We start from the raw sequence: 24,532 nt of genomic DNA on the forward strand, positions 1-24,532 counted from the left end.
TTCCCCACACCTTGCTGCGCAACGGCTGGTGCACCGAGAACTATGCTGCCTCCATTCCCGCCGCCCTCCAACATGGCGCTTTCGTCGGCAGCGCTCGCGACGGTCGGATCGCCAGCGCCGCGCGCGCCGACTACGCCGAAGCCGCTGCTGTATCGCTGATCGGCGATACTGCCTCGCGCGTCGTCCATGAACTGGCCGGCGATGCCGCCTATACGCTTGGCGACTTCGCAGCCGAACTGTCGCGCCAGTCGGGCAAGACTATCCCCTATGTCGATCTGCCCGAGGCGGAGTATCGCGGCGCGCTGTTGGGTGCGGGCCTGCCCGAGCCACTGGCCGCTCTTTATGCCAACTCCGATGCGGCGGCGGCAGGTGGCGCCCTGTTCGATGACGGACGGGCGCTGTCCCGCCTCATCGGCAGGCCGACGACGGCATTCGCGTCGACGATCGCGATGGCACTCGCGTCGGCAAGGCCCGCTGCGCCCATCCAGGCGAGCCGCCCGGAAGACGTGCTCCCGGACGATGTGGACCGCACGACGTTCGCGGGCGTGACCATCCGCAAGGGAACAATTGCTGCCTTCCTGCAAAACGCCTCCGCACGGCGCACGGAGACCGCGCTATGGAGTTCCCTGAAAGAGGCCGCCGACGCTCAGCGGGCAAAGCCGGGCGGCGAGGCGGCGCCGGCCGAGCAGCAGAAGTCTCGGAGCCAGGCGCCGGTTTCCGCGCCGGTTCGCACGGAAGCCGAGCGCAACCGGGCCTATGCCAGCATCGCCGATCGCACCAAGGCCGAGGCGGCGCGCGAGGCCGTCCAGGCACGTGTCGCCTCCGCGCTGCACGAGACGCCGAGCGACCCTGGATTCCGCTCCCAAGTCGAGGCCACAGCTGCGAGGCAGGCTGAAGTCGCCGTCGAGAGCAATCCCAGGCAGCCGATGCAGACCAGCCTCGCCAGTTCGCCCGAAATCCAGCGGCTCGCTGACGAGCAGGCTGCGCTCAATCGTGAAACCGTCAAGGCTGAGCAGCAGAAGACAAAGCAGACGCAGACGCCGCCCAAGGATCGTCCCCGCGGGCAGAGAATGTGAGCGGGCCGGCGTCCATGATCAGCGCCGACGAAATTGCAGCCAGCTACCTCAACTCGGCTGGCGGGGATCCAGAACGGGCGCTGATAGCTCTCGCTCATCGCGCCCTTTGGTTCGCTGGACACGCGTCCGGCGGCCTCATCCGACGGCCGATCGCGGAAGTTTTCCAGGGCGACTGCGAGGAGCTGCAGCGAGAAACGGATTTCCTAGCAGCGCCATTGCCGCCACTAGAAGAGAGTTGAGGCGGATCGTCCGTATAGTGGATCCCCGCAAACCACTATTCGAGGATCGTTGAGAGCTTCGCCAACACTTCATCCATGATTGTGTCAGGCACACTTTCCAACTTGCGCCCACTCCGTGACCCAATATCCAGTGCGCGCGGCTGATCACAGCGAACCACGCCTGTCGTCCGGGTTCCCGCTCCCATGAGCGAGACAGTGAAGCCGGCTGTGCGGGCAAAATTGCCGCCGCTTGTGATAGGCAGAACCACGGGGGTTTTCGTAAGTCGATTGAACGCGCCCGGCGATATGATGAGCACCGGGCGGGTGCCTTGTTGCTCGTGGCCGGATGTCGGATCGAGCGAAACGAGATAGATGTCGCCACGCTCCATTACAGCAGTTCACTGCCGACCGGCTTCGCATCGAGCCATTCCCGGTCTTCGGCGGCCAGCTCGGCCGAAGAATCACATTGGGCCAGCAGCTCATCGAGCGTATAGCGCGGCCGTGCGTTCGGCTCGACCACAAGACGGCCGTTGTCGACAGCGATGCCCACTTTAGCCCCGGCCGAGAGATGCAAAATGTCGAGCAGTGCCGGTGGGACGGCCAGCATGACCGAGCCGCCGACCTTGCGGAGATTGGTTGTGTGCATACGTGCCTCCATGAGTTATATCTACATATAACTTTTTTGGTGATTGTTCAAGATGCTGAGTCCCCATTGTTCGTCGGGGAACTCGTGAATGCACGTCTGCCGTTGCCCTATACGGTCGCGGAGCGATCATACTTGCGCAGGTCACCTCGAGCGCTCTGGGCAGGTTGTGCTCGGCTTGGCCGAGGCAATAGCGCTCCAGAGTTGCCGGGCAATCGGCATCGATTGAAGGGCTCATTAGGCGTCAATATTATTAGCCGGCTAATAGAATATTCCATAAGATAGGTTCTGCGAATCGCATCTGTAACTTGCAATAACATCATCATCACGGCCAAGCACGGAGGGAGCCTGTTTGCGAGTGGTGCGCTTGGGCTTGAAAATGGCACAGCGCGCGCTAGAATTACCTCAAGGGGTTATCCGCGATTACCCCGTGAGGCGGCAGCCCAAAGATCGCGTCCATACACCCTTTCAAGGGATGGACGATCATGCCGTCAAACACCGAAATCACTGTTTCCCAGCTTTCCCGCCTCGTCTGTTTGCCCGGCGCACCTGTTATTGTCGATGTGCGTACCGATGAAGACGTCGCGGCGGACCCGCGCTTATTGCCCTGCGCCGTCAGAAGGCCCCACCGTGACGTCTCGGGCTGGGCCGGCGAGCTCACCGGGCGCGACACGGTCGTCGTCTGTCAACGAGGCCAAAAGCTAAGCCAAGGCGTTGCAGCGTGGCTTCGTCACATCGGCGTCCACGCTGAAACGCTGGAGGGCGGCTTCGAGGGCTGGCGCGATGCCGGCGCGCTCCTTGTCAATACTGACAGGCTCCCGCCGCGTGACCAGGCAGGCCGGACGATCTGGGTGACCCGCGCACGTCCCAAGGTCGATCGCATTGCTTGCCCCTGGCTTATTCGCCGTTTCGTCGATGCCACCGCAGTTTTTCTTTTTGTTGCTCCCGCAGAGGTCACGGCGGTAGCCGAGCGTTTCGGGGCCGCGCCCTTCGACATCGACGGCGTATTCTGGAGCCATCGCGGTGAGCGCTGCACCTTCGACACGATGATCGAGGAGTTCGATCTCTCCAGCGAACCCCTCTCGCGCCTGGCGGCGATCGTCCGGGGCGCGGACACGGCAAAACTGGACCTTGCCCCGCAAGCTGCGGGGTTCCTGGCCGCTTCGCTTGGCCTATCGCGCATGTACCGCGATGACCTCGAGCAGCTTGAAGCCGGCATGCTGCTTTATGACGCTTTTTATCGCTGGAGCCTCGATGCCAGCGAAGAGACCCACAACTGGCCTTCCACCGGCAAGCCGGTCTGAGGGAGGCGCACATGTCACTCAGTATCTCCGTGAAGGACGCGGAATCGCCACGCGTGCCTACTCTTGCCGAGGCCACTCTCGTCTGGGCTCGCATCGGGTTTCTTAGCTTCGGTGGACCGGCCGGACAGATCGCGCTGATGCACAAGGAACTGGTCGAGCAGCGCCGCTGGATAGGCGAGCAGCGTTTCCTGCATGCCCTCAACTATTGCATGCTGCTGCCCGGCCCGGAGGCGCAGCAGCTCGCCACCTATATCGGCTGGCTGATGCACCGGACCTTCGGCGGACTTATCGCCGGCCTGCTGTTCGTACTGCCCGGTGCCGGGGTGATGCTCGGCCTCAGCCTCCTCTATGTGCTCTATCATGACCTGCCGCTGATCGGTGCCGTGTTCTTTGGCGTCAAGGCGGCGGTGCTTGCTGTGGTCGTCGAGGCGGTCATGCGGATCGGGCGTCGCGCCTTGAAGAACCGTGCGATGGTGGGCATTGCCGTCGCCGCCTTCATCGGCATCTATCTCTTCCGGCTGCCGTTCCCCTTGATCATCCTGGCGGCGGCCGCGATCGGCTGGCTTGGCAGCCGTTGGGCAGCACCGTTCTTCTCCGGCAGCGGCCATAGCGGCAAGGCAGGCACTGCTGACTTCAAGGGCGTGATAGACTTGATGTTCGAGCGCGGTGAACTCGCCCATGCCGCCCCCTCGTCGCAACGGGCGGCAAGGGTGTTGGCCGTCTGGCTCCCAGTCTGGCTGGGCCCAGTACTTGTGCTCTGGCTGAGCACCGGCAGACATAGTGTCTGGACACAGCTTGGCACCTTCTTCAGTGGCATGGCCGTCGTCACTTTCGGCGGCGCCTACGCCGTGCTCGCCTATGTTGCGCAGGCCGCCGTCGGTACATTCGGTTGGCTGGCGCCCGGCGAGATGGTCGACGGACTCGGTCTCGCCGAAACGACGCCAGGTCCTCTGATCATGGTGCTGCAGTTCGTCGGCTTTCTCGCCGCTCATCGGGCCGGAAGTGGCCTCGATCCGCTGCTCGCCGGTTGTCTCGGCGCCTTGCTCGTCACCTGGGTCACGTTCGCACCCTGCTTCCTATGGATCTTCCTCGGCGCCCCCTATGTCGAGGCGTTGCGTGGCAACAAGTCGATCGCTGCCGCTCTCTCGGCCGTCACTGCGGCCGTCGTCGGTGTGGTGATGAACCTGGCGCTATGGTTCGCGCTGCATGTGGTGTTTCGGGAGGTTCACGAAACGCCCTTTCTTGGCCTGGCCCCGGACTTGCCCGTCCTCACATCGATCGATTTGCTCGCCGCATCGTTAGCGGCGGGAGCCATGCTGGCGATGGTGCGTTTTAAAGTCGGCATGATCCCCACTCTGGTCGTCAGCGCCTTGGCCGGGCTGGCCTTCCACCTGATCGGGATCAGAGCGTGAAAAGAGTTGCACCCCTCCCCCCTAGGGGGTAGGGGTATGCAATGAAGCACGCATCGCACCCTGAAATCATCGCCCGGCTGAAGCAGGCCCATGGCCATATTGGCTCCATCCTCACCATGTTCGCCGAAGGGCGCTCCTGTGTGGAACTCGCCCAGCAGTTGCAGTCTGTGGAAAGTGTCATCCACACCGTCAAGCGCACGCTGATCCAGGATCACATGGAACATTGCATCGGTGATGCAGTGAGTGAAGGCGGCATGCCGGCCGAGCAAGCGCTGCGCGAATTCAAGGCCCTGTCCAAATATCTGTGAGGCTTGCCATGTTTTCCAAGATACTCACCTGGCTTGGCTTCGGTAGCCAGGCAACGGCCCACGGCCATTCGCATGGGGGTCATGGCCATTCCCACGACGAAGCTGGCCACGGCCACACTCATGGCGTGATCGATCCCTCCATCGCCACCACAGATCGTGGCATCTGGGCGATCAAATGGTCCTTCGTCATTCTGGCGATCACCGCAGTCCTGCAGTTGATCGTGGTATTTGTATCGGGTTCTGTCGCGCTACTCGCCGATACGATTCACAATGTCGGCGACGCCACCACCGCCATCCCGCTATGGATCGCCTTCGTGTTGGTACGTCGGGCGCCCACCAAGGTGTTCAATTACGGTCTCGGTCGGGTCGAGGATCTCGCTGGCATGCTGATCGTGCTTATCATCCTGTTCAGCGCCATCGTTGCCGGCTATGAGGCAATCGACAGGCTGATCCATCCCCAGCCCGTTACGCTTCTCGGTTGGGTAGCAGTTGCCGGCATCATCGGCTTCCTTGGAAACGAGATCGTCGCCATCTTCCGTATACGTGTCGGCCGCCAGATCGACAGCGCGGCATTAATTGCAGACGGCTATCATGCCCGAACCGATGGTCTCACCAGCCTTGCTGTGGTCCTCGGTGCCCTCGGCGTTTGGGCCGGTTTCCCCCTGGCTGATCCTATCATCGGGTTGCTTATTACCATCGCCATCTTCGGAATCGTCTGGCAATCGGCACGGGCGGTGATCACTCGCGCGCTTGACGGTGTCGAGCCTGGTGTAACGGAAGAGATCCGTCATGCTGGCGAGCATGTGCTAGGCTTGAAGATCGTCGAAGCCCGTGCCCGTTGGCTTGGTCATCGCCTTCACGGCGACGTTGCGGTCGCGGTCGATGACAAACTGCCGGTCGCCGATGCCAAGGTCCTCATGGACAGGCTGCGCGGAGAGCTGATGGAGCATATGCCGTCGCTGAAGACCGCAACCATAACGCTCGCAACATCAAATCAGAGCGGTATATTCGACATCAAGGACGTGACGCATGGCCGAGGTGACCATCCCCACGCGCCGGACCCATTCGTCGTCAACAATGTGCTTGCGCAGGGTGTTCTTGCCATCGTCGATACGCTTGACGGCGAGCGTTTCCGCTTCACCGTTAAAAACCATGCCACGAACCTGCAAGTGACCGTCGTGATTGCTCGCCCTCACGGTCCGGAGATACTGCCGCTGATACCCAGCAAGGACGATCATCACAGATATGAGAGCGCGGTAGCTCCAGCAGAACCTCATGAGTTTTCCGCCGAACTGCGGCTCGAAGGCTGGGGTCGGGTGGAAACGCTGCCCTTCGAGATGAAAGAGCCTGAAGGCCATTTCCATTGAAGCCAGCGCGCGTTCTCGATCGTCTTCTTTTGCAATAAGATCAGTTCGCGAGGTAGGGATTCGGAGCGGCAACAATGAGACGAGCGGCATGCCTGCTGTTGGCGTTAGGGGCAATTGTGTTTGCCGCTCCGGCCTCGAGCACCACCGATCTGACAATGGTCACCACCCAGGGTAGTTGCGCCGAGTTGGTTTTCGCCGGGCAAAGCCTGAAATGCTCGTCGATCACATCGATCCACATCGACCATTCCGGACGTAGCAGCTTCACGCTGGAGGCCGGTTATCGTTCGATCCGCTTTGAAGGCGGAAAAGACATGTATCTGCCTCCCGATGGCTATCTGCTATTCGTCGACACGATCTATGACGGAACAAAACCGATGCCGGCGACCGGGCAATGCCGCGCCCGAACAGGGTCGTCGAGGGAAAGAGTGCTCGCGGTCACTTGCGAGGTGAGCTTTGAGGGAGGCAAGGCCAAGGCCGTCTTCAAATCCAAAGGTGCGATGAGCCGAGGTGAGTTGTAAGGGAAAAGTCCCCTCGCCTGCCGTGCAGGGCCATGGATCCTAATGCTTGCCCCATCCTAATCCTTTACCGGTTCGCCAAGCGTATGCATCAACCGGTTCGCCCACCCGAAAATTGCTGCAGAAAAGATGAGGTCGAGAGACTCCAAAGTGTCGAGCCCGACATCGGCCAGCGCCTGCGCGTCGGCGGTTGTCGCCGACGACGGCGTGGTCGATAATAGTGCGGAGAAGTCAAAGATCGCCTGGAGGTGCTCATCGAGCGTTGCCTCCAGACCGTCGGCGAACACGGCCTCAATGACGTCCGTGCGCTTCGTCAGGCCGTTGAAGCGCGAGGCATGGACGGCAGCGCAGTATATGCAGCGGTTCACGACCGATGCGGCGACAGCGCCCAACTCGCGCTCGCTCGATGCCAAACCGTCGCGTCCGTACATGATCAGATTGAACAGGGGAGAGCGGACCGCAAGTGACTCGGGATCATGCGCCAGAGTCAGCACATAGGGCGAGATGCCCTTGTTGGACGGCGTGATTTGCATCGCCTCGCGCTGCTCTTCGCTCGCAGTCGCCGGATCGACAGGAGTGACGTAGGGTTGCCAGCGCGGAATGGTGGTTGTGAAAGTGTCGACGACCTCGCTCATTTCACTCCTCCGAGCAATTTGATGCCCGCTATGACGCGCACCTGATAGTTGACGAAGGCCGCTAGCTCGGCGAGCCGAACGATGTCGGCATCGGCGACATCGGCCTGTTGCAACGCCTCCACGTCGGCCCGTGTAGCCTCCCGCGGTGCGAGCGTCAGTCGGTCGGCATGACGGACGATCGATGCGGTGCGCTCATCGGTTGCGTTCGTGCCAGGTTCGGCAAGCGGGGCGGTCGTCGGCTCCCCGGCGCGGGCGACGAGACTGTCGTAATGGCTGGCGAGAGCAAGATCGCCGTTAAGGCGCGCCATCCTGGCAGCAAGCGCGGCCCTGAGGCCGTGTGACAGGCCACCAGGCTCGCGGGGAACAAGCACCGCGTCGTGGGCCGCCTGACTTAGGCGCAGGATTTCGGCACGTTTGGCCAGGGCGTCGGCAAGCGCCGAACCCGGCCTGACAGCGGCAAGAGTCTCGATCAGGGTCAAGGCGGATTCCTCAATGCGGCGACGGACTGGCACTCACGCACGACGCTTCTCATCATGTCAATTTATAATTATGATCACTCCATTATGCAAAACAAAAAATATACTAACTTTATGGCTTTTATCGATATTTCATGCTTTACAAACATAAAGAAGGGTGTTTGATGTCATTCATGCATTCTAATTCGCTCGATATCAGACAGCTTGAGGCGTTTGCGGCCGTGATGTCCGCCGGCAGCATGACCGGCGCTGCACGGTTGCTCGGCCGTTCACAGCCGGCAGTCACCAGGCTCATCCAGGACTTGGAGGCTGACATCGGGTATGCGCTGCTGCATCGAGGCGGACCGCGCCTAACCCCGACCTCCCGAGGTGTCCTTTTCCATGCCGAGGTGGAGCGGCACCTCGCTAGCCTGCGGCACATCCGCAAGCGAGCGGATGCCATCGGGCTCGACGAGCCGCCGACCTTGACGGTCGCGGCGACGCCATCCCTCGCGGCCGGTGTGCTGCCGCAGGCGCTTGCGTCCATCGAGCCCGCCTTGCTTCCCCGCCATCTGCACGTGCAGGCGCTCGTACCCGAAGACGTCGTGCAGGCTGTCCTCGCCCGCTCGGCCGATTTCGGGCTGGTGAGCTTGCCCGTGGAACACCCGGGTCTTGATGTCCACTGGGTCGCTGAGGCGCCATGCGTCGTGGCCCTCAGCGAGAGCGACCCGCTTGCTAGCCGCGAGATGGTGCATCTGGCCGATCTTGCCGATCGCCGCATCGCCACGATGGCGAACCCCTATCGGTTGCGACATCGCGTGAACGAAGCCTTGTCAAAGGCGGGAGTCGCGCCGCAGCGGATCATCGAGACCAATGCTTCTATGACAGCGCTGACATTGGTCCGGGCCGGTCTCGGGGTCGCAATCGTCGAGCCGGCGACCATGTACGGCGTTCCTCTTGACGGTGTTGTAGCGCGCCAGCTCGATCACACCATTCTCTTCTTATTCGGGGCCGTCTCGGCCGCTGCCAAGCCACTCACTCCCACCGTCGCCGCCGCGATCGAAGCTTCGCGGCAGGTGGGACTGGCAATGCCTGGTGGTCGCTTGCTTGACTCGAGCCGAACAATTGCGCTGGCCGACACCGTCTACGGTCCGGCGGCGCGACCCAAGGGAGCGCGGCCATGAACCCCTTGTCCTCTTTCCCCAACGGACTTGACGCGCTTGAAGCACGACTGGCGCAGGATCTGGCCTGGCTGGAACTGCCGGCCAAGCCCTGGGTCGTGCCACATGAGGTCCAGGGCCAACGAGTGCGCGATGTCGTGATCGTTGGCGCCGGTATGGCCGGCCTTGTCGCCTCCGCAATGCTCAAGCGGCTCGGCGTCAGCAATCAGATCCTGTTCGATCGCGCGCCGGCCGGGTCGGAAGGTCCTTGGGTCACTTATGCGCGGATGCAGACTTTGCGCTCGCCCAAGCAGCTCACGGGACCGGCGATGGGCCTGCCGTCGTTGACTTTCCGCGCATATTACGAGGCACGTTTCGGCCGCGAGGCCTGGGAAGCGCTCGACCGAGCCCCGCGCACACTATGGATGGACTATCTCATCTGGTACCGGAAGGTGCTGGCACTACCCGTTGAGAACGGCGTCGAGGTTGAGGCGATCGAGCCGCGCCAGGACGGCCTGCTGGCACTTCGGATCACGCAGGCAGGGAGGCAGGGCACCGTCCTTGCGCGCCATGTCGTGTTGGCGACCGGGCGCGACGGCCTCGGTGGACCCTATGTGCCGCCGATCGCGCAAACGATCAATCGCCGGTTCTGGGCGCATACTGCCGACGCCATTGATTTCGAGGCCTTGCGCGGCAAGCGTGTCGCAGTGATCGGAGCAGGTGCTTCCTCGATGGACAATGCCGCGGTAGCGCTGGAGACAGGCTGCTCGCGGCTCGATCTTTTCATCCGTCGGGCAGACATACCCCGTATCAACAAGTTCACCGGCATTGGCAGCCAGGGCGTCGTGCATGGCTTCGCGGGCCTGCCCGACGAGTGGAAGTGGCGGTTTCTCGATTACGCCATGCGCGCGCAGACGCCGCCGCCGCGGCCGAGTACGTTGCGTGTCTCACAGCACGCCAACGCCCATTTTCATCTGAGCAGCCCCCTGCTCGACCTGACGCAGGATGGCGATCACGTCGTCATCACCACCCCCAAGGGGCGTTACCCGGCTGACTTCATCATCTTCGGGACCGGTTTCCAGGTCGATCTCGCGTCGCGACCGGAGCTCGCTGCCTTTGCGCCGCATATCAGGCTTTGGCGCGACCGGTTTCCCGTGCCCACGGATCGGCGCAATCTCGAGCTCGAGTACTCGCCCGACCTTGGCGAGAGCTTCGAGTTCCTGGAGAAGACGCCCGGCTCCTGTCCAGCACTCCATCAGCTTCATTGCTTCAACTTTCCGGCGACGCTCAGCCACGGCAAGCTCTCCGGCGACATCCCGGCGATCAGCGAAGGCGCCGACCGGCTGGCGCGTGGCATCGTGAGGGCCCTGTTTGTCGCCGACCGTGAGCAACATTTCGCCGAACTTGAAGCATTCGCCACGCCCGAGCTTCTCGGGGATGAATGGGCGGACGACGACCCCGCGACGGCCGAAGTGAGCGAAAGCCTGGCGCTTTCCGTGCCGTCTTCCGAAGAGGACACTGACCAGAAATGCTCGAACTCAAAGATTTGAAGCTATCCTACGGGAAGGCGCAGATCCTGAACGGCGTCGATCTCGCGGTGAAACGCGGCGATGTCGTCTCGATCATCGGCCCCAGTGGTACCGGCAAGACCACTCTCCTCAAATGCATCAACTACCTGGTCAAGCCGACCTCCGGAACCATCGCATTCGACCAGATTCGGATGGACTATCGGCATGTGGACAAGGCCACTGTGCAGGCCATTCGTCTTCGCACGGCCATGGTTTTCCAGCAGTTCAACGTCTTCAAGAACATGACGGTCATCCAGAACGTCATGGATCCGCTCGTGGTGGTGCAACGCAAAACCAAGGACGAGGCGCGCGAAATTGCCATTCAGGAGCTCGAGCGCGTCGGGCTTTCCGACAAGCGGGACAGCTATCCCTCCCAGCTTTCCGGGGGGCAGCTCCAGCGGACCGGTATCGCACGGGCCCTGGCGGTTCGGCCGGATGTGATGCTCTTCGACGAGCCCACCTCCTCGCTCGATCCAGAACTCGTCAATGAAGTCTTGAAGGTGATCAAGGACGTCACATCATCAGGCATCACTTCGCTCCTGGTGACGCACGAGATGCAGTTCGCAAAGAACATCTCGAACCGGATCGTCTTCATGGACCAGGGTGTGGTGGCGGCAGAAGGCAGTCCCTCTGAGATCTTCGATTCACCCGCCAACCCACGCCTTGCCCAATTCCTCAATTCCGAGCGCGTCTTCCAATAAGAAGGGATTCCGAAATGTCTGCAGTGAAAGCAATGTCTCGCCGTCGGTTCAGCCTGGCTTTAGTTGGTGGCATGGCGATCGCCTTTGCGGCCGCCGGCGCTGGCCACAGTGAGAACTCCGTTCGTACGATCAAGATTGCGACGTCGGCAGAATCCAAGCCACTCGCCTGGGGCGCGATCGGCGTCGAGCCGCAAGGATATGAGCCGGAACTGCTTAAGGCGATCAATGCCAAGCTGCCGCAGTACAAGTTCGAGATGGAAGGCGTCTCGGATATTGCGCAGGAGACCGGGCTCGCCACCGGCAAGTACGACATTGCGGTCGGCGGGTACTTCAAGTCGCCAAACCGCAGCAAGCAGTTTCTCATCCCGGAAAACCCCGAAGGCGCTAGTCTGATCAAGATCTACACCCGCAAGGACAGCACCATCGCAGGCATGAAGGATCTGGTCGGCAAGCAGATCGTGCCGGTCACGGCCGGTGGCGGCATTTACAAGTTCGTCACCCAGTGGCAGCAGGAAAACCCTGGCTACAAGATCGACATCACGGCATCGAGTGCCGGCGTGCCCTACCCGGATCGCCTGAAGGAGGTCCAGAGCGGCAAGTACGATGCTCTGATCCTGCCGTCCAATCTCGGCGAGCAGACCGTCATTGACGAGCAAAAGCTCGAGATCAAGGCAAGCGAGCCCGTTTCGATCAACAACACTTATGTCTTGATCCACAAGTCGGCTGAAAACCAGCAGCTCGCCGATGACGTGAACAAGGTGCTCAAGGAGCTGAGGGACGACGGTACGATCAGCAAGCTATCGCAGAAGTGGTTCGGTGAGGACGTCGCCACCTACATCAAGTAGCGAAAGCTCGGGCCTCGCGACACGTCGCAGACGGACAAGGCCTAGCTTGAAAGGAGCGTTTCAAAGTGAACCTCTCTACCATGATCCCCGAGCTCCTTTCGGCTTTGCCGTTGACGCTCGCGATCACGTTCACGGCCCTCATCGTTGGCTTCTGCCTGGCCCTGCTCGCAACGACATTCCGGGTTCGAAGGATACCGGTGATCAGCCAGCTGGCGGATCTCTACGTGTCCTATGCCCGGAGTGTCCCGGTCGTCCTCCAGTTGTTCGTCGCCTTCTACGGCCTTCCCCTGGTCGTGGACCTGCTCGGAATCGAAGATTTCTTCTCACCCACGGTGGCGGCGATGATCGGACTTAGCCTCTACCATGGTGGATATTTGTCGGAAGTCATGCGGCCAGCCTACCTTGCCGTTGCCCCCGGGCAGCACGATGCCGCTGACAGTCTGGGTTACACCTTTAGGCAGAAGGTTACTCGGATCGTCGGTCCCCAGGCCGTGCACATCGCCCTGCCCGGCTACGGGAATTCGATTATCTACCTGATCCACAATGTAGCACTGGTCATGTACATCGGGGCGGCTGACGTGATGGCGACCGCGCATCTGATCATGGAGCGGGACTATAACCAGTACCAGTTCGAAACCTACCTCGTACTGGCGGTGATTTATGCTCTGATGTGCCTCCTCGCCTGGCTCATCGTGCGCTTCTTTGAGCTCCGCTCGTCGAAGTTTGCACCGAAGGCGGCGCCGGCCAAGAGCACGATCATGGCCAGTGTCTGATCGGAGAGAAGGTCACATTGCATGTTGGATATGGATGTACTGACCGAGGACGTGTCGAGCATCTTGGGTGCCGTACCCGTCACACTCGGCATGGCGCTCGCGATCTTCGTCTTCTCCACGATCATCGGTAGCCTGTTTGCATTGGTCGAATACAGGCGGATTGCCGTGCTGCGGGAATTCGTCGTGGCCTACAAGGTCGCCTTCAAGGGCGTGCCGATGGTGATCGTTATCTTCCTCGCCTATTACGGTCTTCCTCCGGCGCTCCAATTCCTGGCGTCGCTGCTTGGAGTGGAGCTCAACGCCCATTCGATGCCGAACTGGGTCATCATCATCTTCGCCTTGACCGCCTGCGTGGCAGCGTTCCAGGCGGAGGTCGTAAAGGGCGCCCTCAATTCCTTCGACACGGGTCAGGCTGACGCAGCCTACTCGCTGGGTTACAAGGGCAGCCAACTGTTCCGGCGCATCCTATTTCCCCAGGTGGTTGTCGCCGCGATTCCGGATCTCGCCAACTCCTTCATGGTTATAATGAAGGCTCTATCTCTGGCATTTGCGATTGAGGTGGTCGACATCTTTGCCCAGGCGCAATTGACCGCTGCGCTCAATTACTTCTACCTCGAAGCCTTTGTGATCGCTGTTATCGTCTACATGGTGATTGCCTATATCGTCACGCAGATTGCTGACCGGACCGAGCGAGCGTTAAGGGTTCGAACGTAAGGGGGCGCTTTAAGGCGACTCAAGCCGTGCTGATGCGTTGTCATTCAATCCTGTGACGAAGGCGAGGACAATATTCAGGGACTCAGCTGCGACGGCGACAACGCCACTATCGCTGCAACAGACGGCGGCAGCATTTGTACGATTCCAACTGTTAGTTCGCTGGTGTCATGGGTTAGGGCCGCACCAATAGAGTCGCCGCTCTTTTCGCGCCTCGGCTCCTGATTTCCACGGTCGTGCGAGATCCTCGCGCATGAGCTGCTGACCCGCGTTCATGCCTGATGGGCTTCCGATCCTGAGAGTGCCTAATGTGCGGCCATAGAGGTCGTGTCGACCGTCTCGTTCGACGTAGATGACTTTCCCCCGGATCAGTTGAGCCAATCGCGCCTTCGCCTGGAGAGCGTACCGCAGGCCCTCGTCACAGTCAGGATGGAACAGCTCGGGTGCATCGATGTCGATGAAACGAAGATGCTCGGCGCATCCCCGGCCTGGGGTCTTGCAGGGGAGTGCCACCGTGTCGCCATCCATGATGACAATCTTGTCCCCATCGACGCGTTCATAGGTGGCTGCCGACGTCGCGGCCGGAATGAGGATTGCTGCGAACGCGCAGTACAAAGCCGTCCTCATGCTGTTTTCATCCTGATCCTGGCGGTCAGATATGCGGCTCAACCGCAGGCGGCCTTCGATAGGCCATGATTCCGACATCCGCTGGGGCGGTATCGCGCCGTGGCATCGGGAACCGCGTGTTCATGACGGGCTCAAACCGGAGGCCCCAGATCATCGCGCCCCCGCGCGTCCGCGCGGCTTGCGCCAGGACTCCCAACTGCACGAGCCGGCGTATTCGCGCCCGGACCTCGTTTGCCGGTTCGCTCAAGAGGCCAGCGACCATGGGCACGGTGACTTCGTCCCTTGCCTGCGCGTACAACCGGACGACGGCATCATAGGCCGCAACATGCCGGAGCCTTTGCCAATAGGTCATTTTCGCCGGCAGGTAGGCCAGGATGGCGGCGCGGGCGGCCGACTGGATCTGCGCTATCTCTCCGGGCAGTTGAGATTTCTTCATGGCAGCAGCCTTGCCATCCTTATGTTGCGCCTGCAAGCGGGGCTCGATCAAGGGGACGGACTCGATGTCGATCCGGATCAGGTACCCTTGGACCCCCACGGCGAAACAGGCTCGCATCAGGCGACCGAGTTCGAGGCTGCTTCGACGGCCGACACGCACGATAGTGGGTTGCTGCGGCAGGAGGCAAATACCGCGCGCTTCGCACCAGACCGAGAGGTGCGCCCTCGCCTCCTGCTGACGCGGGCTCGGGTCGCCGCTCGACGCCAGACCGTCGAGCATCACGCGATAGGATTCCAACGCCCTGCCCCTCGACCAAGCCCGAGAGGTCATTGGCCGTCAACCTCTGCCGGCGCCGCGCGAACCGGCTTCCTGGGTTTTGCCTTGGCCTTGGCCTTGGTTTTGGCCTGCGCCTGCGCCGAGGCCACGCCGGAAAACCCTGCGGCCGGAGTAGCGGTCGCGGGCTGCTGCAGGCTCGCCAGATATTTGCCTGTCTCACTCAGGGCGAGCGACAGGCCCTCGAGCGTGCCGGTGGCAACGACCGGCTGGCCCTGGGACGTCCATTCGAAACGTGCGACCTTGCCGGTCTTGATCCAGCCGCCCACGACATTGTCGAACGGCAGAATGGAGGCGCAGGTCACCTTGCAGGCGACGGCCTGGGGCGCGAGCTTGATGCCGTCCAGCTGGAGGTGCAGGCCGGCCGCCGTATCCACGGGCTTGCTCATCTCCATGACGATGTAGGAGTGGCCCTTGACGTCCTGCCGGATGCCCCATCTCAACAAGGGCGCACGGGCCTCGTTGACCACGGTCTGGATGAACAGGCAGACGGCACGCTTGGAGGTTCGCGAGCAGACCGAAGTCCAGGGCCCGAATTCCCGGATGGTCTTCACGAGTTCGCCGGGCGCCGGCGTCTCGCCCTGCCCCACGGCATCGTCAAATCTGATCGTCGTATCCAGCTGCGGCGCCGGCGCTGAGGCGGCGGGAACATCGGCCGTCGTCGCCTGCTGTGCAGAGGCCGTGTGCGGGAGGATGGCGATCGCGGCTGCCAGGACAATGGCGGAGCCTGTCTTCGAAACGGACATGGGAACCTCAATGATGGGATGTCGCCCTGCTTGGGGGCCGATGCGAAAACGGCGGGGAATTGATCCCCGCCGCCTCAGTGGCAATCGGATATCAGGGGAAGGAATACCGGACGCCGATGCCGCCGCCGCCCGTCCTCGAGGAGGGCGAATACCAGCCGCGGCCGTTGACCTGCAGCCTGTCGTTGAAGGTGTAGGCAACGCCGCCCGCGAAGGCATGCTGGGACTCATAGAAGCCCCAGCCGCCCGCGACGGAGAACTTGCCGGGCGTCGGGTCGAACTCGAGCGTGGCCAGGGCCGTCATGCCGGCAATGGCGCCGTCGAGACGCTTGAAGTTCGAATTGGCATATTTCATCAGCCAGTTGAGCTGCGCGCCCTGGTGGCTGAGAGCACCGTCGATCGCCGAGAAGGCATCGCCGGCATTGTTGTAGGTGTTGCCCTGCACCGTGTAGCTCGGAGCACTGATCAGGCCGGTGGTCGGATCGTACTGCGAGCCGCCGCCGAGAGCCGAGGCCGTGGAGGTGCCGACATTGTTGACGCCGCCAATCACCGAGTTCAGCTGCGAGCCGTTGACGGCATCCGTCGAGGTGGAAGACACCACGCCGGCTGCCACGTTCTGGATCTGCCGCTCCTTGCCGGATGACCCGACGGAGACGGAAGCAGTTGCCGAGGATCCCGCGACGGTCGCCGAGCCGAAGCCCTTCTGCCCGTCATGCACGGCATCGGTCGTGGATCCCGCACCGAGGGCGACGCTGCCGGCATTGCTCGCCACGGCGCCGTTGCCGATCGCGATCGAGTCCGTCGCCGTCGCCACGGCCAGGGGGCCGATCGCCGTCGAGTTGTCGCCCGTGGCGCTCGAATCCGCCTCGGTCGAGTTGGTGTGGAAGTACTTGATGCCGGCGCCGCCATTGATCGAGTTGTCGATGTTGCTCAGGGCGCCCTGCACCGAATCGTAGGTGTTGCCACCATAGTTCAGCGAGGTCGTGACCGTGCCCGTCGAGGAATTGTAGGTGCTGTTGCCGCCCATGCCGTCCGCCAGGGACTGGCCGAGGTCATGCAGCTGCCCGCCGTTCACGGCATCGGTCGAGCCCGCCGCAACCGAGCCGGCCGCGACATTGGTGATCGACACGGCGGCGCCCGAGCCGTCGCCCATCAACGCGACCTGGTTGGTCGGGTTGCCGTTGGCATCGGCCACATAGTGCACGGCAAGATCGTCCGTGCCGCTCGAGGCGGCCGCCTGCAGGGCGTCGCCCACGTTGTTGTAGGTGTTGCCGTTGATCACATAGGAGGGGTTGGTCACCTCGCCCGTGGTCGAGTTGTAGGTGGCGCCGCCGCCGAGGATCGTGGCCACGGTGCTGCCGGTCGCATAGAGCTGCGAGCCGTTCACGGCGTCGGTGGAGGTGGAGGACAGCGTGCCCGCTGCAACGCCGGTCACGGTCCGATCGCCGTCCGTGCCCGACACGTTGACGACGGTGCCGCCTGTTTCCGCTCCGACCGTGATCTCGCCGCTACCCGGGGCGCCGCCGACCTGGCGGACGATGCCGGCCGTGCCGTTGTTGAGGTTGGTGACGTCCTGGCTGATGTTGTTGACGGTCGTGCCGAGATTGGTCACGTCCTGGCTCAGGTTCGTGATCTGGTTGCCGAGGTTCGTCACGTTCTGGTTGGTGGCGTAGAGCTGCGACCCGTTCACCGCGTCGGTCGAGGTCGAGGAAAGCGCGCCCTGGCTGACATTGGTGATGGTCGTACCACCCGTCACGCCGCCATCGGTCGATGTTGGGCCGCCCATGGTGACGCTCGACTTGGTGGGATCGTCATACTTGACCGAGTTAGGGTCGCCCGTCGCGATCGAGGTCGCCAGCGCGTCGACCGCCTGGTTGGTCGCGTAGAGCTGGGAGCCGTTGACGGCATCCGTCGAGGTGGCCGAGACGCTGCCAGCCGCCACATTGGTGATCGTGCGCTCGCTGCCGGCACTGCCGACGCTGACCGTCCCGACCGGCGAGATGCCGGCGAAGTTGTAGGTTTGCCCATTGATGACTGTGCTGCTCGTTCCCGTCGCGCCATTGGCGACCGAGCCCGAGCCAAAGGCGACGTCGCCCTGCCCCTGCGCAGAAGCGCCATTGCCGAGCGCAACGGCATTGGCCGCGGTCGCCTGCGCTCCGGTGCCCATTGCAACCGTGTCGTCTGCGCCGGTGGTCGCCCCTTTTCCGATCGCGATCGTGTTGTTGCCGGTGGCAGTACCGCCGACGACGAAGTTGTTGTCACCGGTCACCGTGCCGCCAATGAAGGCGGTGTTGTTGTCGCCGACAGCAGCTGACCCGTTGGCGAGGAAATTGTTGTCCCCACTGATGGTGGCGTTCGGTGCGTTGAAGATGAACGAGTTGGTCACCGGATCGGTGGCGGTCCCGATGATTCCGTTGTTGGCGTCAACAACGAAGCTCCGGTCCACGTAGATCTCGCCATTGTCCGAGTTCACGATCACCGACTGGGTCGCGCCGACAAAGCCGTTGCCGCCATTGATGATGGTGGTCGCAGTGCCCTGATAAATCCCGTTTCCGAGGTTGATGCCAACGTCGTGGTTGGCGTCCTCGCTGACAGGCCCCCACGGCATGGCGCCGAAATTGGGCAGCGACTGGGCCTGGGCGCCCGACGCGCCCATCGCCAGCACGAAGCCGGCCGCGCCCAGCATCAGCAGGCGCTTTTTATGATGCAATGGACCGTCGCCGCGCACACGCGCGCCGACCGCCATCGAGGCAGAAATCGTCATGATCTAACCCTGAGTGTTATGGTTAACGGTTTTGCGCTACGCTCAGGGTCTGGCGGTCAGTCAGGCCCTGCGTAACGCGTGGGGCGCGGAGGCGGTTCTTGCAGGAACCGTCTCCGCACGTTCTTGAAAGATGACCCGCCCTTGCAGAGGCGGCTCGTCCTGGATCATTCGCCGTCTCGCGGATTTGGTGCTCCCGCCCCTCCCTACTTTGCCGTGCGAATCTTGGACCCGCTCGCAGTCAATCCCGCAAAGCTGCCGTCGGCTTCTTCCATTAGCCGGCCGGCGAGCTCGCCACCCGGCACGAACAGGTCAATCTGCTTTCCGCTCCTGCGCCAGGCATTCACCCTGCCGAGCCCGCTTCGGCCGCAGCCCCGCGGTACCGCACGGTTCACATCGAGCAACGAACGGCTGGTCAGCATCACCGAACACTGCGCGTTCGCCACTTCCACAATTCGAATGACGCCGGCCGGGCTCGAGTCCTCGTGGGCGGTTCCAGCCACGATAATCGGATGAGCAACTGCTCCCCTCGCCTGATGCCTAGCCACTGAGCGTCTTGGTCTCGCTCCCCCGCCCTCATTCCGAGAGACCGGCTCTCTGGCGATCGAATAAGGAACAGGCTCAAGCGGCGCGGTGTAGATCGGTTTGATCGGCCCACTATGCCAAACGGGGCCGCCGCAGGAGGCCAGGCCCATGGCCGCGCCGATAATGGCCGCACTCGTAAATTTCACAGTTCAAGCTCCCCTTGTTCTAAGTCTTCGGCATCCACGGCCATCCACTCGAGCCGTGGAACACTGTGCTTGTCGATGAGCGTTGTTGCCTTCCGGACAAGCCCGGCACTCGCAAGGCGCCGAAGCGCAAGTACCTCAGCGCCCGCCAGCTCGAGCGCCCTCGGCAGGTCGTGATCGGCCGCATCCAGGAACTGCATCACCGATACCGAGAGCGCGAACGGGTCGATCGCCATGCCGTTTTTCATGCCGCTGCCATCCCGCCATCCAGAAGCAGAATAGTGTCGTCGGACGCAGCGTTCTTCACTGCCGCCTGCATCCTCGCCACTGCGTCCGCCAGCGCGCCCGTGTCCCGCGCCCTGCCCTTCGCCATTTCTTCATCGGCAATCGCTGCCAGCTTGCCGACCGCCTCGTCGATTTCGTGGAAGTTGAGCTGGTCGCTGTCGTCATCTTCCTCGATCAGGAGGGTCGGGGCTTCGCCTTCGGACAGCGCAGCCTCTGGTTCAAGCAGGGGGCGGTCACCAAAGATGTCATCACCATCTGGCTCCTCCCAAGTGTTCGCGGCTTCCGCCTGACGCACGGCATCGAGGGCGGCAAGCCGCCCTACTCGGACGGTTGAAGGCAGTTCGACCAGGCTAGGCTCCGGGTTCTTGTTTGCACTCCCCGCGACGATCTCTGCCGGCGCTGCCGCTGCTGGGACCATCGATGATTCCGTCGGAATCGACGCCTTGAGCGAAGCAATCTGCTTCTCGGCTTCCGCATAGCGTCGAGCGCGTTGCTCAATGATTTGCCGCCTCTGCCGGATGATCGCCTCGCGCAAGGGCCAGATTGCCGCCGAGGCACGTTTGCGAGCTGCCCTCTCCTTCAGACCCAGCCCGCGATCGGCGCCGAGCAGGACACCATATATCTGCGGCTGCTCTCGCAGATTGAACAGGACTTCGGCCGCCTCTGCGTTTTCCAGGGCCGCGATTGCCTGCCGATAAATTTGAAGGAATTGAGCCGGCGCCCTGAAGACGTCTCGCGCGAGCACCTCCACTTCGTAGGCTGCATCGTCGCCCAATGTTTCTTGGATCGCATGAACCTTGCTGTTGGGTAGAATAACCGACGTGCCTGACCTCGTCGTTGACGGCGGTTTCGCCATCCCGGCCGGCCGGTCTTCGAACAGCGGCCATTCCTGCGCCTCGACCAGCAGGGGTTGCGGCATAGCCGACGCTTTTGCCGAGGCTTCCTGCCGGCGTTCCACAAACGCTTTGTCGGTGTAGAAATTCAGCTTGAAGAGCACGGCGCCGTAGGTGCCGCGGATCTGCAACAACGTGTTTGCGTCGTCGAGCCGGCGAACGCTGTCGGGTGGCATCAGCGGCACCGGTTCGAACCGCCCCTGCGATGCCTGCTTTCCGAGGAGAAAGCCGCCGCCCTTCCCCCAACCCTCACGCTCGACGTAATATTTTCCGAGATTGTCCGAGACGATCTTTGCCGTCGTGTCATCGCCGACCGCGATGTAGAGTTGAATGTCCATATTACCCAACAGGGCATCGCGGACCTTCACCCCATAGCGTTCATCGATCTGGGGTATGTTCTGCGCGATGAGCGCAATGGTCATCCCATACCCCGCAACCAGGGGTGCGCGCTTGATGATCTCCGGAAGACGCTCAAACTGATAGAATTCATCGAGCATCATCAGGATCTTGTAGGGCTCGTCCTTCCCGGGCATCGCCCGCAGCATCACATCATGAATCTGCTGGATGAGCAGGCGGATGATCGGCTCAACTGTTCCGAAATCCGACACCGGGCTGCCGATGAAGATCGAGAATGGATTGCGCCGCAGCTCGCGAATGTCGAAGTCGCTCGCACTCGTCGCTGCCGCGATCAGCAGGTTGTTGAACGGCGACAGCGACGTCGTGATATGTCCCTCGAAGGACGGGCGCTGTTCCTCGTCACGGCTCAGATGCTGTTTGAAGGTGCCGATGATGAATTGATTGAGGTCCGGCTCCTCGTCCAGAATCTTGCGGATCACTGTGGAGAAGGGCTTGCCCGTCGAGAACATGCGCAGCGCAGAGCGCAGATCCCGCCGGCCTTCCATGGCGGGAGATTCCAGCACATAGCCCAGCACGCCGGCAAAAAGGCCGCGCGCCGTCTGCTTCCAGTAGGGCTCTTCCTTCTCGCCGAGCGGTATCAAGCTCGCGGCCAGGTTGATGAGGTCCGTCGAGCGCTCTGGCCACCCCCGCACAAAGTCCAGCGGATTCCAGCGATGTGACATCGCCGATCCCGGCGCGAAGACGAAGCATTGCTGGCCCATGGCCAGCCTCGCCGGGCCGGTCTTTTCCCAATTCTCCAGTTTGACGTCGAGAACGAGGACACTGCCGCGATACTCGAGGAGGTTCGTCATCACGAAGCCACGTCCCTTGCCGGAGCGCGAGGGGCCGTTCACAAAGAAGTGGCTGTCCCCGCTGTAGCGCACTTCCTTTGCCTGCCTACCCTTCCCCACCGTGCCGAGGAGCACCGAGAAGCCCGGTTTGCCATTGAGTAGGCCCGCCTTATCGAGATCCTTCAGGGTTGCCAGACGGGACCCATCCTTTGGCGGCTTCACAGCCCAGGGTTTCATGATCAATGCCGCGGCGACGCCTGCGAGAATGACGACTTCGACCAGGCTGCCGGTTGTGGCGATGGCGATGACCTTCTTTAGTCGAGCATCCCCGAAATAGGCGATGGCCTGCTTTGCCGGCAGGAACACGTCTCCCGCAAAGAAGGCCTTCCACAGAGCGGAGGAATGCAGAACGCCGTAATAGGCGGCCGAATAGTTGGCCGACCAAAGCAGAAAGAGCCCCGCCGGCAGCGTGACCAGACCCACGATGATCAGCGCTATTCTTTCGCCCTCCTTCATCACGCGGCCTTCCACTTATTGAAGTAGATTTCGCTGACACTGCGTCGGCCAGTCTTGGGATCACGCGTGATCTGAATCACCACGGGCACGACGAAACGTACGAATTCGAGGAGTTCCGCCTTGGTCAGGCCCAGGCCCGCATGCATCGTCGCCATGGCGAGGCGCTCGAATGCCCCCCGAGGATTATCCGCGTGAAGGGTCGACATTGAGCCTGGATGGCCGGTGTTGATTGCCTGCAGGAATGAATAGGCCTCGGCGCCACGTATCTCTCCCATGAAGATCCGGTCCGGTCGCAGGCGGAGCGCGGCCTCCAGGCACTCCTGGATCGTCGTTTTTGCCTTGCCCTGCCCGCCCTTCGATGCAACCAGCGCCAGGTAGTTCGCCTGGGGCGGCTTGAGCTCGCGGGTGTCCTCGATGGAAATCAGACGTTCCCAAGGGGGGACGTCTTTGAGGAGGCCGTTGAAGAAGGTCGTTTTGCCTGTCGATGTGCCCCCGGAGATCAGCATCGTAATTCGGTTTTCTGCCGCAAAGCGAAACCAATCTCGCCGGGCGGCCCGGCTCGGGTCACGCAAACGGTCGAGCAGTTCGCCTTCGATGTCCGAGAGCTCTCCGTCTTCGACCATGCGGGGACCTGTCACCTTGATCGTATCGAGGCCGCCCATCTCGGCATATTGGTCCATGGTCAGGTCCGCGATCACCTGCTTACGGATGGCGAAGGCCCCGCCATCGGCGGCAACCGGTGCGAGGACGCCCTGAAAACGCTCGCCGTGCGGCATAGCTGCGCTGATCAACGGCGTCTCTTCGTTCACATGCTGCGCCGTATTGCCGGCAACCAGGCGCGCCAATGTCACCAGGGCCGCACTGGTCAGCTCAGGCACCTGATGCCTGACCATACGGGGCACGCCAACCTCTTCGACCCAGATCTCGCCCGGCCTGTTGCACATGATCTCGATCACGTTAGGGTTTTGTAACCATGCCTTGAGGGGCGTAGCCGCCTGACGGAGGAAGGTAGGAAGCCCTACCCACATCGCTTCGCTCTTTGGATTTTGCAGCATTGGCTTTGGGATGACGTAATTCATAGGGCGCCTCTTTCGCTGGGTCGGGATAGAGTGAGGAGAAATCCAGATCGCGACGAACGAACACGATGATCTGCGTTCCCTGGTCGACGTGAATCGTCGGCGGAATATTGATGCTCTCCTTGAGAGCCTGGTTCGCCATGTCGGACATTGTCTGCGAAATGGACGTTTGGGCCTGCGACATCGCCGACTGGCTGTTCTGATTGCTGCTATTGCTGCTGGAGGTCGAGGATTCGCCGCTCTTGAAGTCGAAGCCCGCTATGAAGGAGCTGACGCCTCCCACGAGGCTCAGCACCGCGGCCGATCCGAACCGCTCCAGGTAATGTCTATCGATATCACCCGTTACACCGGATCGTCCGAGATCATCGGTGCCATAGGAGCCAAGGGCGATCGACGTTCCATCCGCCCTGAGGGCGCGTGTCCAAACGATCATGACCCGCGTCTGGCCTCGGGATAGGCCGCTTCTGTACTCACCGGTGATCATCGTGCCCTTCGGCAGAAGGATCCGTCGGCCGTCGAATGAATAGACGTCCGTTGAAATCGTCGCCCTGACCATGCCAGGAAGGTCCGACTGAATGGCCGTCTCGAGCACACCCCGGATCATCGTGCCCTGCGGGATCAGGGCATCGATCCGGGTATTCTGGGTCGCCGCGACGAGCTGCACTTCCTGTCCGGCCATGTTGTTCAAAAAGCGTCTGTTCGGGTCTTCCTCACGTTCCGCCGAGGCTGTGCTCGTGCCTTCCGAGCCGGCGCTCCCGCCGCCGGCGCCGAGGCCCGCCGAGCCATTTGCTGAGTCCACGACCAGCATGTTGGACTGCAGCCGAGCCAACCGCTTTTTCTCTTCCTCCAGTCTGCGTCGCTCCGCCTCCTGCCGGCGACGCTCGTCCTCGTCATCCAGGGCCGGCGGCGCCGCCGCCTGTGGCACCTGGATTGCAGGGGGTGCGACAACCGCCTCGACGGCGGGCGGCGTCACCGCCGGCGGAGGTGGTTCGAATACCTGCTTGTTCTCGGTCGCCGGGGCCGGCGCATCGAATGAGAGGTTCGGAGCAGAGCGCGCCGTATTGAATTCTTCGTCGCTCTGCACCGCCGATTTGGGGGCGCTCTTGATGTAGCTGACATAGTAGGCATAGCCCATGGCGCCCAAGCCCACCAACACGAGCACCAGCGTCACGAAGGGGTTGGCGCGGCCCGTGCCCTTGGTGGCCACGCTCTCGCCGATGCTGCCTTCGCTCTCGAAATCGACCGCCATCAAATCC

Annotated in this window: 24 protein-coding genes and 1 pseudogene; 12 read left to right on the top strand and 13 right to left on the bottom strand. The window is 62.1% G+C overall.

The annotated features are described in order from the left end of the window. Window positions 1-461, top strand: a pseudogene (locus AC6H34_RS33440) (Rossmann-fold NAD(P)-binding domain-containing protein); the annotation flags it as partial. 889 nt (window positions 462-1,350) lie between these two features. On the opposite strand, the gene AC6H34_RS33445 reads toward AC6H34_RS33440, so the two are convergent. Further along, complete coding sequence (locus AC6H34_RS33445) at window positions 1,351-1,683, bottom strand: type II toxin-antitoxin system PemK/MazF family toxin (protein WP_497541961.1); 333 nt, start codon at window positions 1,681-1,683, stop codon at window positions 1,351-1,353. Further along, a complete protein-coding gene (locus AC6H34_RS33450) occupies window positions 1,683-1,940 on the bottom strand; it encodes an AbrB/MazE/SpoVT family DNA-binding domain-containing protein (RefSeq protein ID WP_497541962.1) in 258 nt (85 codons plus the stop codon). Before AC6H34_RS33450 ends, AC6H34_RS33445 begins: the two co-directional genes overlap by 1 nt. A gap of 482 nt (window positions 1,941-2,422) precedes the next feature. Between AC6H34_RS33450 and AC6H34_RS33455 the strand changes: the two genes are divergently transcribed. The 5 genes from AC6H34_RS33455 (at window position 2,423) to AC6H34_RS33475 (ending at window position 6,846) form a co-directional block, all read left to right on the top strand. Continuing rightward, on the top strand, window positions 2,423-3,241 hold the full coding sequence (locus tag AC6H34_RS33455) for a chromate resistance protein ChrB domain-containing protein (RefSeq protein WP_497541963.1): 819 nt from the start codon (window positions 2,423-2,425) through the stop codon (window positions 3,239-3,241). An 11-nt stretch (window positions 3,242-3,252) separates the two neighbouring features. Next, window positions 3,253-4,653, top strand: a complete 1,401-nt coding sequence (chrA, locus tag AC6H34_RS33460; protein ID WP_497541964.1) for a chromate efflux transporter — start codon at window positions 3,253-3,255, stop codon at window positions 4,651-4,653. Window positions 4,654-4,694: 41 nt separating this feature from the next. Further along, a complete protein-coding gene (locus AC6H34_RS33465; protein ID WP_497541965.1) occupies window positions 4,695-4,961 on the top strand; it encodes a metal-sensing transcriptional repressor in 267 nt (88 codons plus the stop codon). 8 nt (window positions 4,962-4,969) lie between these two features. Beyond that, window positions 4,970-6,328 carry a cation diffusion facilitator family transporter gene (locus AC6H34_RS33470; RefSeq protein WP_497541966.1) on the top strand — a complete coding sequence of 453 codons (1,359 nt, stop codon included), beginning with the start codon at window positions 4,970-4,972 and terminating at the stop codon, window positions 6,326-6,328. Window positions 6,329-6,402: 74 nt separating this feature from the next. Next, window positions 6,403-6,846 (top strand): hypothetical protein, encoded by a 444-nt coding sequence (locus AC6H34_RS33475; RefSeq protein WP_497541967.1) that lies wholly within the window; start codon window positions 6,403-6,405, stop codon window positions 6,844-6,846. Window positions 6,847-6,902: 56 nt separating this feature from the next. On the opposite strand, the gene AC6H34_RS33480 is transcribed toward AC6H34_RS33475, so the two are convergent. Continuing rightward, window positions 6,903-7,478 carry a peroxidase-related enzyme gene (locus AC6H34_RS33480; protein ID WP_497541968.1) on the bottom strand — a complete coding sequence of 192 codons (576 nt, stop codon included), beginning with the start codon at window positions 7,476-7,478 and terminating at the stop codon, window positions 6,903-6,905. Next, a complete protein-coding gene (locus tag AC6H34_RS33485) occupies window positions 7,475-7,957 on the bottom strand; it encodes a CMD domain-containing protein (RefSeq protein WP_497541969.1) in 483 nt (160 codons plus the stop codon). The genes AC6H34_RS33480 and AC6H34_RS33485 overlap by 4 nt, the downstream gene beginning before the upstream one ends. A gap of 161 nt (window positions 7,958-8,118) precedes the next feature. Between AC6H34_RS33485 and AC6H34_RS33490 the strand changes: the two genes are divergently transcribed. The 6 genes from AC6H34_RS33490 to AC6H34_RS33515 all read left to right on the top strand — a co-directional run bounded on the left by AC6H34_RS33490 (window position 8,119) and on the right by AC6H34_RS33515 (window position 13,694). Continuing rightward, complete coding sequence (locus tag AC6H34_RS33490; RefSeq protein WP_497541970.1) at window positions 8,119-9,117, top strand: LysR family transcriptional regulator; 999 nt, start codon at window positions 8,119-8,121, stop codon at window positions 9,115-9,117. Beyond that, window positions 9,114-10,643 carry an NAD(P)-binding domain-containing protein gene (locus tag AC6H34_RS33495; RefSeq protein WP_497541971.1) on the top strand — a complete coding sequence of 510 codons (1,530 nt, stop codon included), beginning with the start codon at window positions 9,114-9,116 and terminating at the stop codon, window positions 10,641-10,643. The genes AC6H34_RS33490 and AC6H34_RS33495 overlap by 4 nt, the downstream gene beginning before the upstream one ends. Then, a complete protein-coding gene (locus AC6H34_RS33500) occupies window positions 10,622-11,362 on the top strand; it encodes an amino acid ABC transporter ATP-binding protein (RefSeq protein WP_497541972.1) in 741 nt (246 codons plus the stop codon). The genes AC6H34_RS33495 and AC6H34_RS33500 overlap by 22 nt, the downstream gene beginning before the upstream one ends. A 14-nt stretch (window positions 11,363-11,376) precedes the next feature. Next, entirely contained in the window at window positions 11,377-12,207 is an 831-nt protein-coding gene (locus AC6H34_RS33505) for a transporter substrate-binding domain-containing protein (RefSeq protein ID WP_497541973.1), read from the top strand. A gap of 65 nt (window positions 12,208-12,272) precedes the next feature. After that, window positions 12,273-12,980, top strand: a complete 708-nt coding sequence (locus AC6H34_RS33510) for an amino acid ABC transporter permease (RefSeq protein ID WP_497541974.1) — start codon at window positions 12,273-12,275, stop codon at window positions 12,978-12,980. 21 nt (window positions 12,981-13,001) lie between these two features. Continuing rightward, on the top strand, window positions 13,002-13,694 hold the full coding sequence (locus AC6H34_RS33515; protein ID WP_497541975.1) for an amino acid ABC transporter permease: 693 nt from the start codon (window positions 13,002-13,004) through the stop codon (window positions 13,692-13,694). Window positions 13,695-13,859: 165 nt separating this feature from the next. Here AC6H34_RS33515 and AC6H34_RS33520 read toward each other — a convergent pair whose 3' ends face one another. The 9 genes from AC6H34_RS33520 to virB10 form a co-directional block, all read right to left on the bottom strand. Further along, window positions 13,860-14,318 carry a thermonuclease family protein gene (locus AC6H34_RS33520; RefSeq protein ID WP_497541976.1) on the bottom strand — a complete coding sequence of 153 codons (459 nt, stop codon included), beginning with the start codon at window positions 14,316-14,318 and terminating at the stop codon, window positions 13,860-13,862. Between the two features lie 25 nt (window positions 14,319-14,343). Further along, complete coding sequence (locus tag AC6H34_RS33525) at window positions 14,344-15,051, bottom strand: hypothetical protein (protein ID WP_497541977.1); 708 nt, start codon at window positions 15,049-15,051, stop codon at window positions 14,344-14,346. A gap of 29 nt (window positions 15,052-15,080) precedes the next feature. Then, window positions 15,081-15,833, bottom strand: coding sequence for an invasion associated locus B family protein (locus AC6H34_RS33530; RefSeq protein ID WP_497541978.1), 753 nt, complete (start codon window positions 15,831-15,833; stop codon window positions 15,081-15,083). Window positions 15,834-15,924: 91 nt separating this feature from the next. Then, on the bottom strand, window positions 15,925-18,594 hold the full coding sequence (locus AC6H34_RS33535) for a YadA family autotransporter adhesin (protein ID WP_497541979.1): 2,670 nt from the start codon (window positions 18,592-18,594) through the stop codon (window positions 15,925-15,927). Window positions 18,595-18,797: 203 nt separating this feature from the next. Then, window positions 18,798-19,094: an AprI/Inh family metalloprotease inhibitor gene (locus AC6H34_RS33540; protein WP_497541980.1), complete on the bottom strand. Its 297-nt coding sequence runs from the start codon at window positions 19,092-19,094 to the stop codon at window positions 18,798-18,800. A gap of 224 nt (window positions 19,095-19,318) precedes the next feature. Continuing rightward, on the bottom strand, window positions 19,319-19,567 hold the full coding sequence (locus tag AC6H34_RS33545; protein ID WP_497541981.1) for a hypothetical protein: 249 nt from the start codon (window positions 19,565-19,567) through the stop codon (window positions 19,319-19,321). Then, window positions 19,564-22,200 (bottom strand): type IV secretory system conjugative DNA transfer family protein, encoded by a 2,637-nt coding sequence (locus AC6H34_RS33550; protein ID WP_497541982.1) that lies wholly within the window; start codon window positions 22,198-22,200, stop codon window positions 19,564-19,566. Before AC6H34_RS33550 ends, AC6H34_RS33545 begins: the two co-directional genes overlap by 4 nt. Continuing rightward, window positions 22,200-23,255, bottom strand: a complete 1,056-nt coding sequence (gene virB11, locus AC6H34_RS33555) for a P-type DNA transfer ATPase VirB11 (RefSeq protein WP_497542195.1) — start codon at window positions 23,253-23,255, stop codon at window positions 22,200-22,202. The genes AC6H34_RS33550 and virB11 overlap by 1 nt, the downstream gene beginning before the upstream one ends. Beyond that, entirely contained in the window at window positions 23,158-24,525 is a 1,368-nt protein-coding gene (virB10, locus tag AC6H34_RS33560) for a type IV secretion system protein VirB10 (RefSeq protein ID WP_497541983.1), read from the bottom strand. The genes virB11 and virB10 overlap by 98 nt, the downstream gene beginning before the upstream one ends. Window positions 24,526-24,532 lie beyond the last annotated feature (7 nt).

Source organism: Labrys sp. ALF-8, assembly GCF_059699065.1.

Bases quoted from the DNA above. Each gene is read 5' to 3' on its own strand.
- AC6H34_RS33445 (WP_497541961.1), bottom strand. From the start codon at position 1,683: ATGGAGCGTGGCGACATCTATCTCGTTTCGCTCGATCCGACATCCGGC.
- AC6H34_RS33450 (WP_497541962.1), bottom strand. From the start codon at position 1,940: ATGCACACAACCAATCTCCGCAAGGTCGGCGGCTCGGTCATGCTGGCC.
- AC6H34_RS33455 (WP_497541963.1), top strand. From the start codon at position 2,423: ATGCCGTCAAACACCGAAATCACTGTTTCCCAGCTTTCCCGCCTCGTC.
- chrA (WP_497541964.1), top strand. From the start codon at position 3,253: ATGTCACTCAGTATCTCCGTGAAGGACGCGGAATCGCCACGCGTGCCT.
- AC6H34_RS33465 (WP_497541965.1), top strand. From the start codon at position 4,695: ATGAAGCACGCATCGCACCCTGAAATCATCGCCCGGCTGAAGCAGGCC.
- AC6H34_RS33470 (WP_497541966.1), top strand. From the start codon at position 4,970: ATGTTTTCCAAGATACTCACCTGGCTTGGCTTCGGTAGCCAGGCAACG.
- AC6H34_RS33475 (WP_497541967.1), top strand. From the start codon at position 6,403: ATGAGACGAGCGGCATGCCTGCTGTTGGCGTTAGGGGCAATTGTGTTT.
- AC6H34_RS33480 (WP_497541968.1), bottom strand. From the start codon at position 7,478: ATGAGCGAGGTCGTCGACACTTTCACAACCACCATTCCGCGCTGGCAA.
- AC6H34_RS33490 (WP_497541970.1), top strand. From the start codon at position 8,119: ATGTCATTCATGCATTCTAATTCGCTCGATATCAGACAGCTTGAGGCG.
- AC6H34_RS33495 (WP_497541971.1), top strand. From the start codon at position 9,114: ATGAACCCCTTGTCCTCTTTCCCCAACGGACTTGACGCGCTTGAAGCA.
- AC6H34_RS33500 (WP_497541972.1), top strand. From the start codon at position 10,622: ATGCTCGAACTCAAAGATTTGAAGCTATCCTACGGGAAGGCGCAGATC.
- AC6H34_RS33505 (WP_497541973.1), top strand. From the start codon at position 11,377: ATGTCTGCAGTGAAAGCAATGTCTCGCCGTCGGTTCAGCCTGGCTTTA.
- AC6H34_RS33515 (WP_497541975.1), top strand. From the start codon at position 13,002: ATGTTGGATATGGATGTACTGACCGAGGACGTGTCGAGCATCTTGGGT.
- AC6H34_RS33520 (WP_497541976.1), bottom strand. From the start codon at position 14,318: ATGAGGACGGCTTTGTACTGCGCGTTCGCAGCAATCCTCATTCCGGCC.
- AC6H34_RS33530 (WP_497541978.1), bottom strand. From the start codon at position 15,833: ATGTCCGTTTCGAAGACAGGCTCCGCCATTGTCCTGGCAGCCGCGATC.
- AC6H34_RS33535 (WP_497541979.1), bottom strand. From the start codon at position 18,594: ATGACGATTTCTGCCTCGATGGCGGTCGGCGCGCGTGTGCGCGGCGAC.
- AC6H34_RS33545 (WP_497541981.1), bottom strand. From the start codon at position 19,567: ATGAAAAACGGCATGGCGATCGACCCGTTCGCGCTCTCGGTATCGGTG.
- AC6H34_RS33550 (WP_497541982.1), bottom strand. From the start codon at position 22,200: ATGAAGGAGGGCGAAAGAATAGCGCTGATCATCGTGGGTCTGGTCACG.
- virB11 (WP_497542195.1), bottom strand. From the start codon at position 23,255: ATGCTGCAAAATCCAAAGAGCGAAGCGATGTGGGTAGGGCTTCCTACC.
- virB10 (WP_497541983.1), bottom strand. From the start codon at position 24,525: ATGGCGGTCGATTTCGAGAGCGAAGGCAGCATCGGCGAGAGCGTGGCC.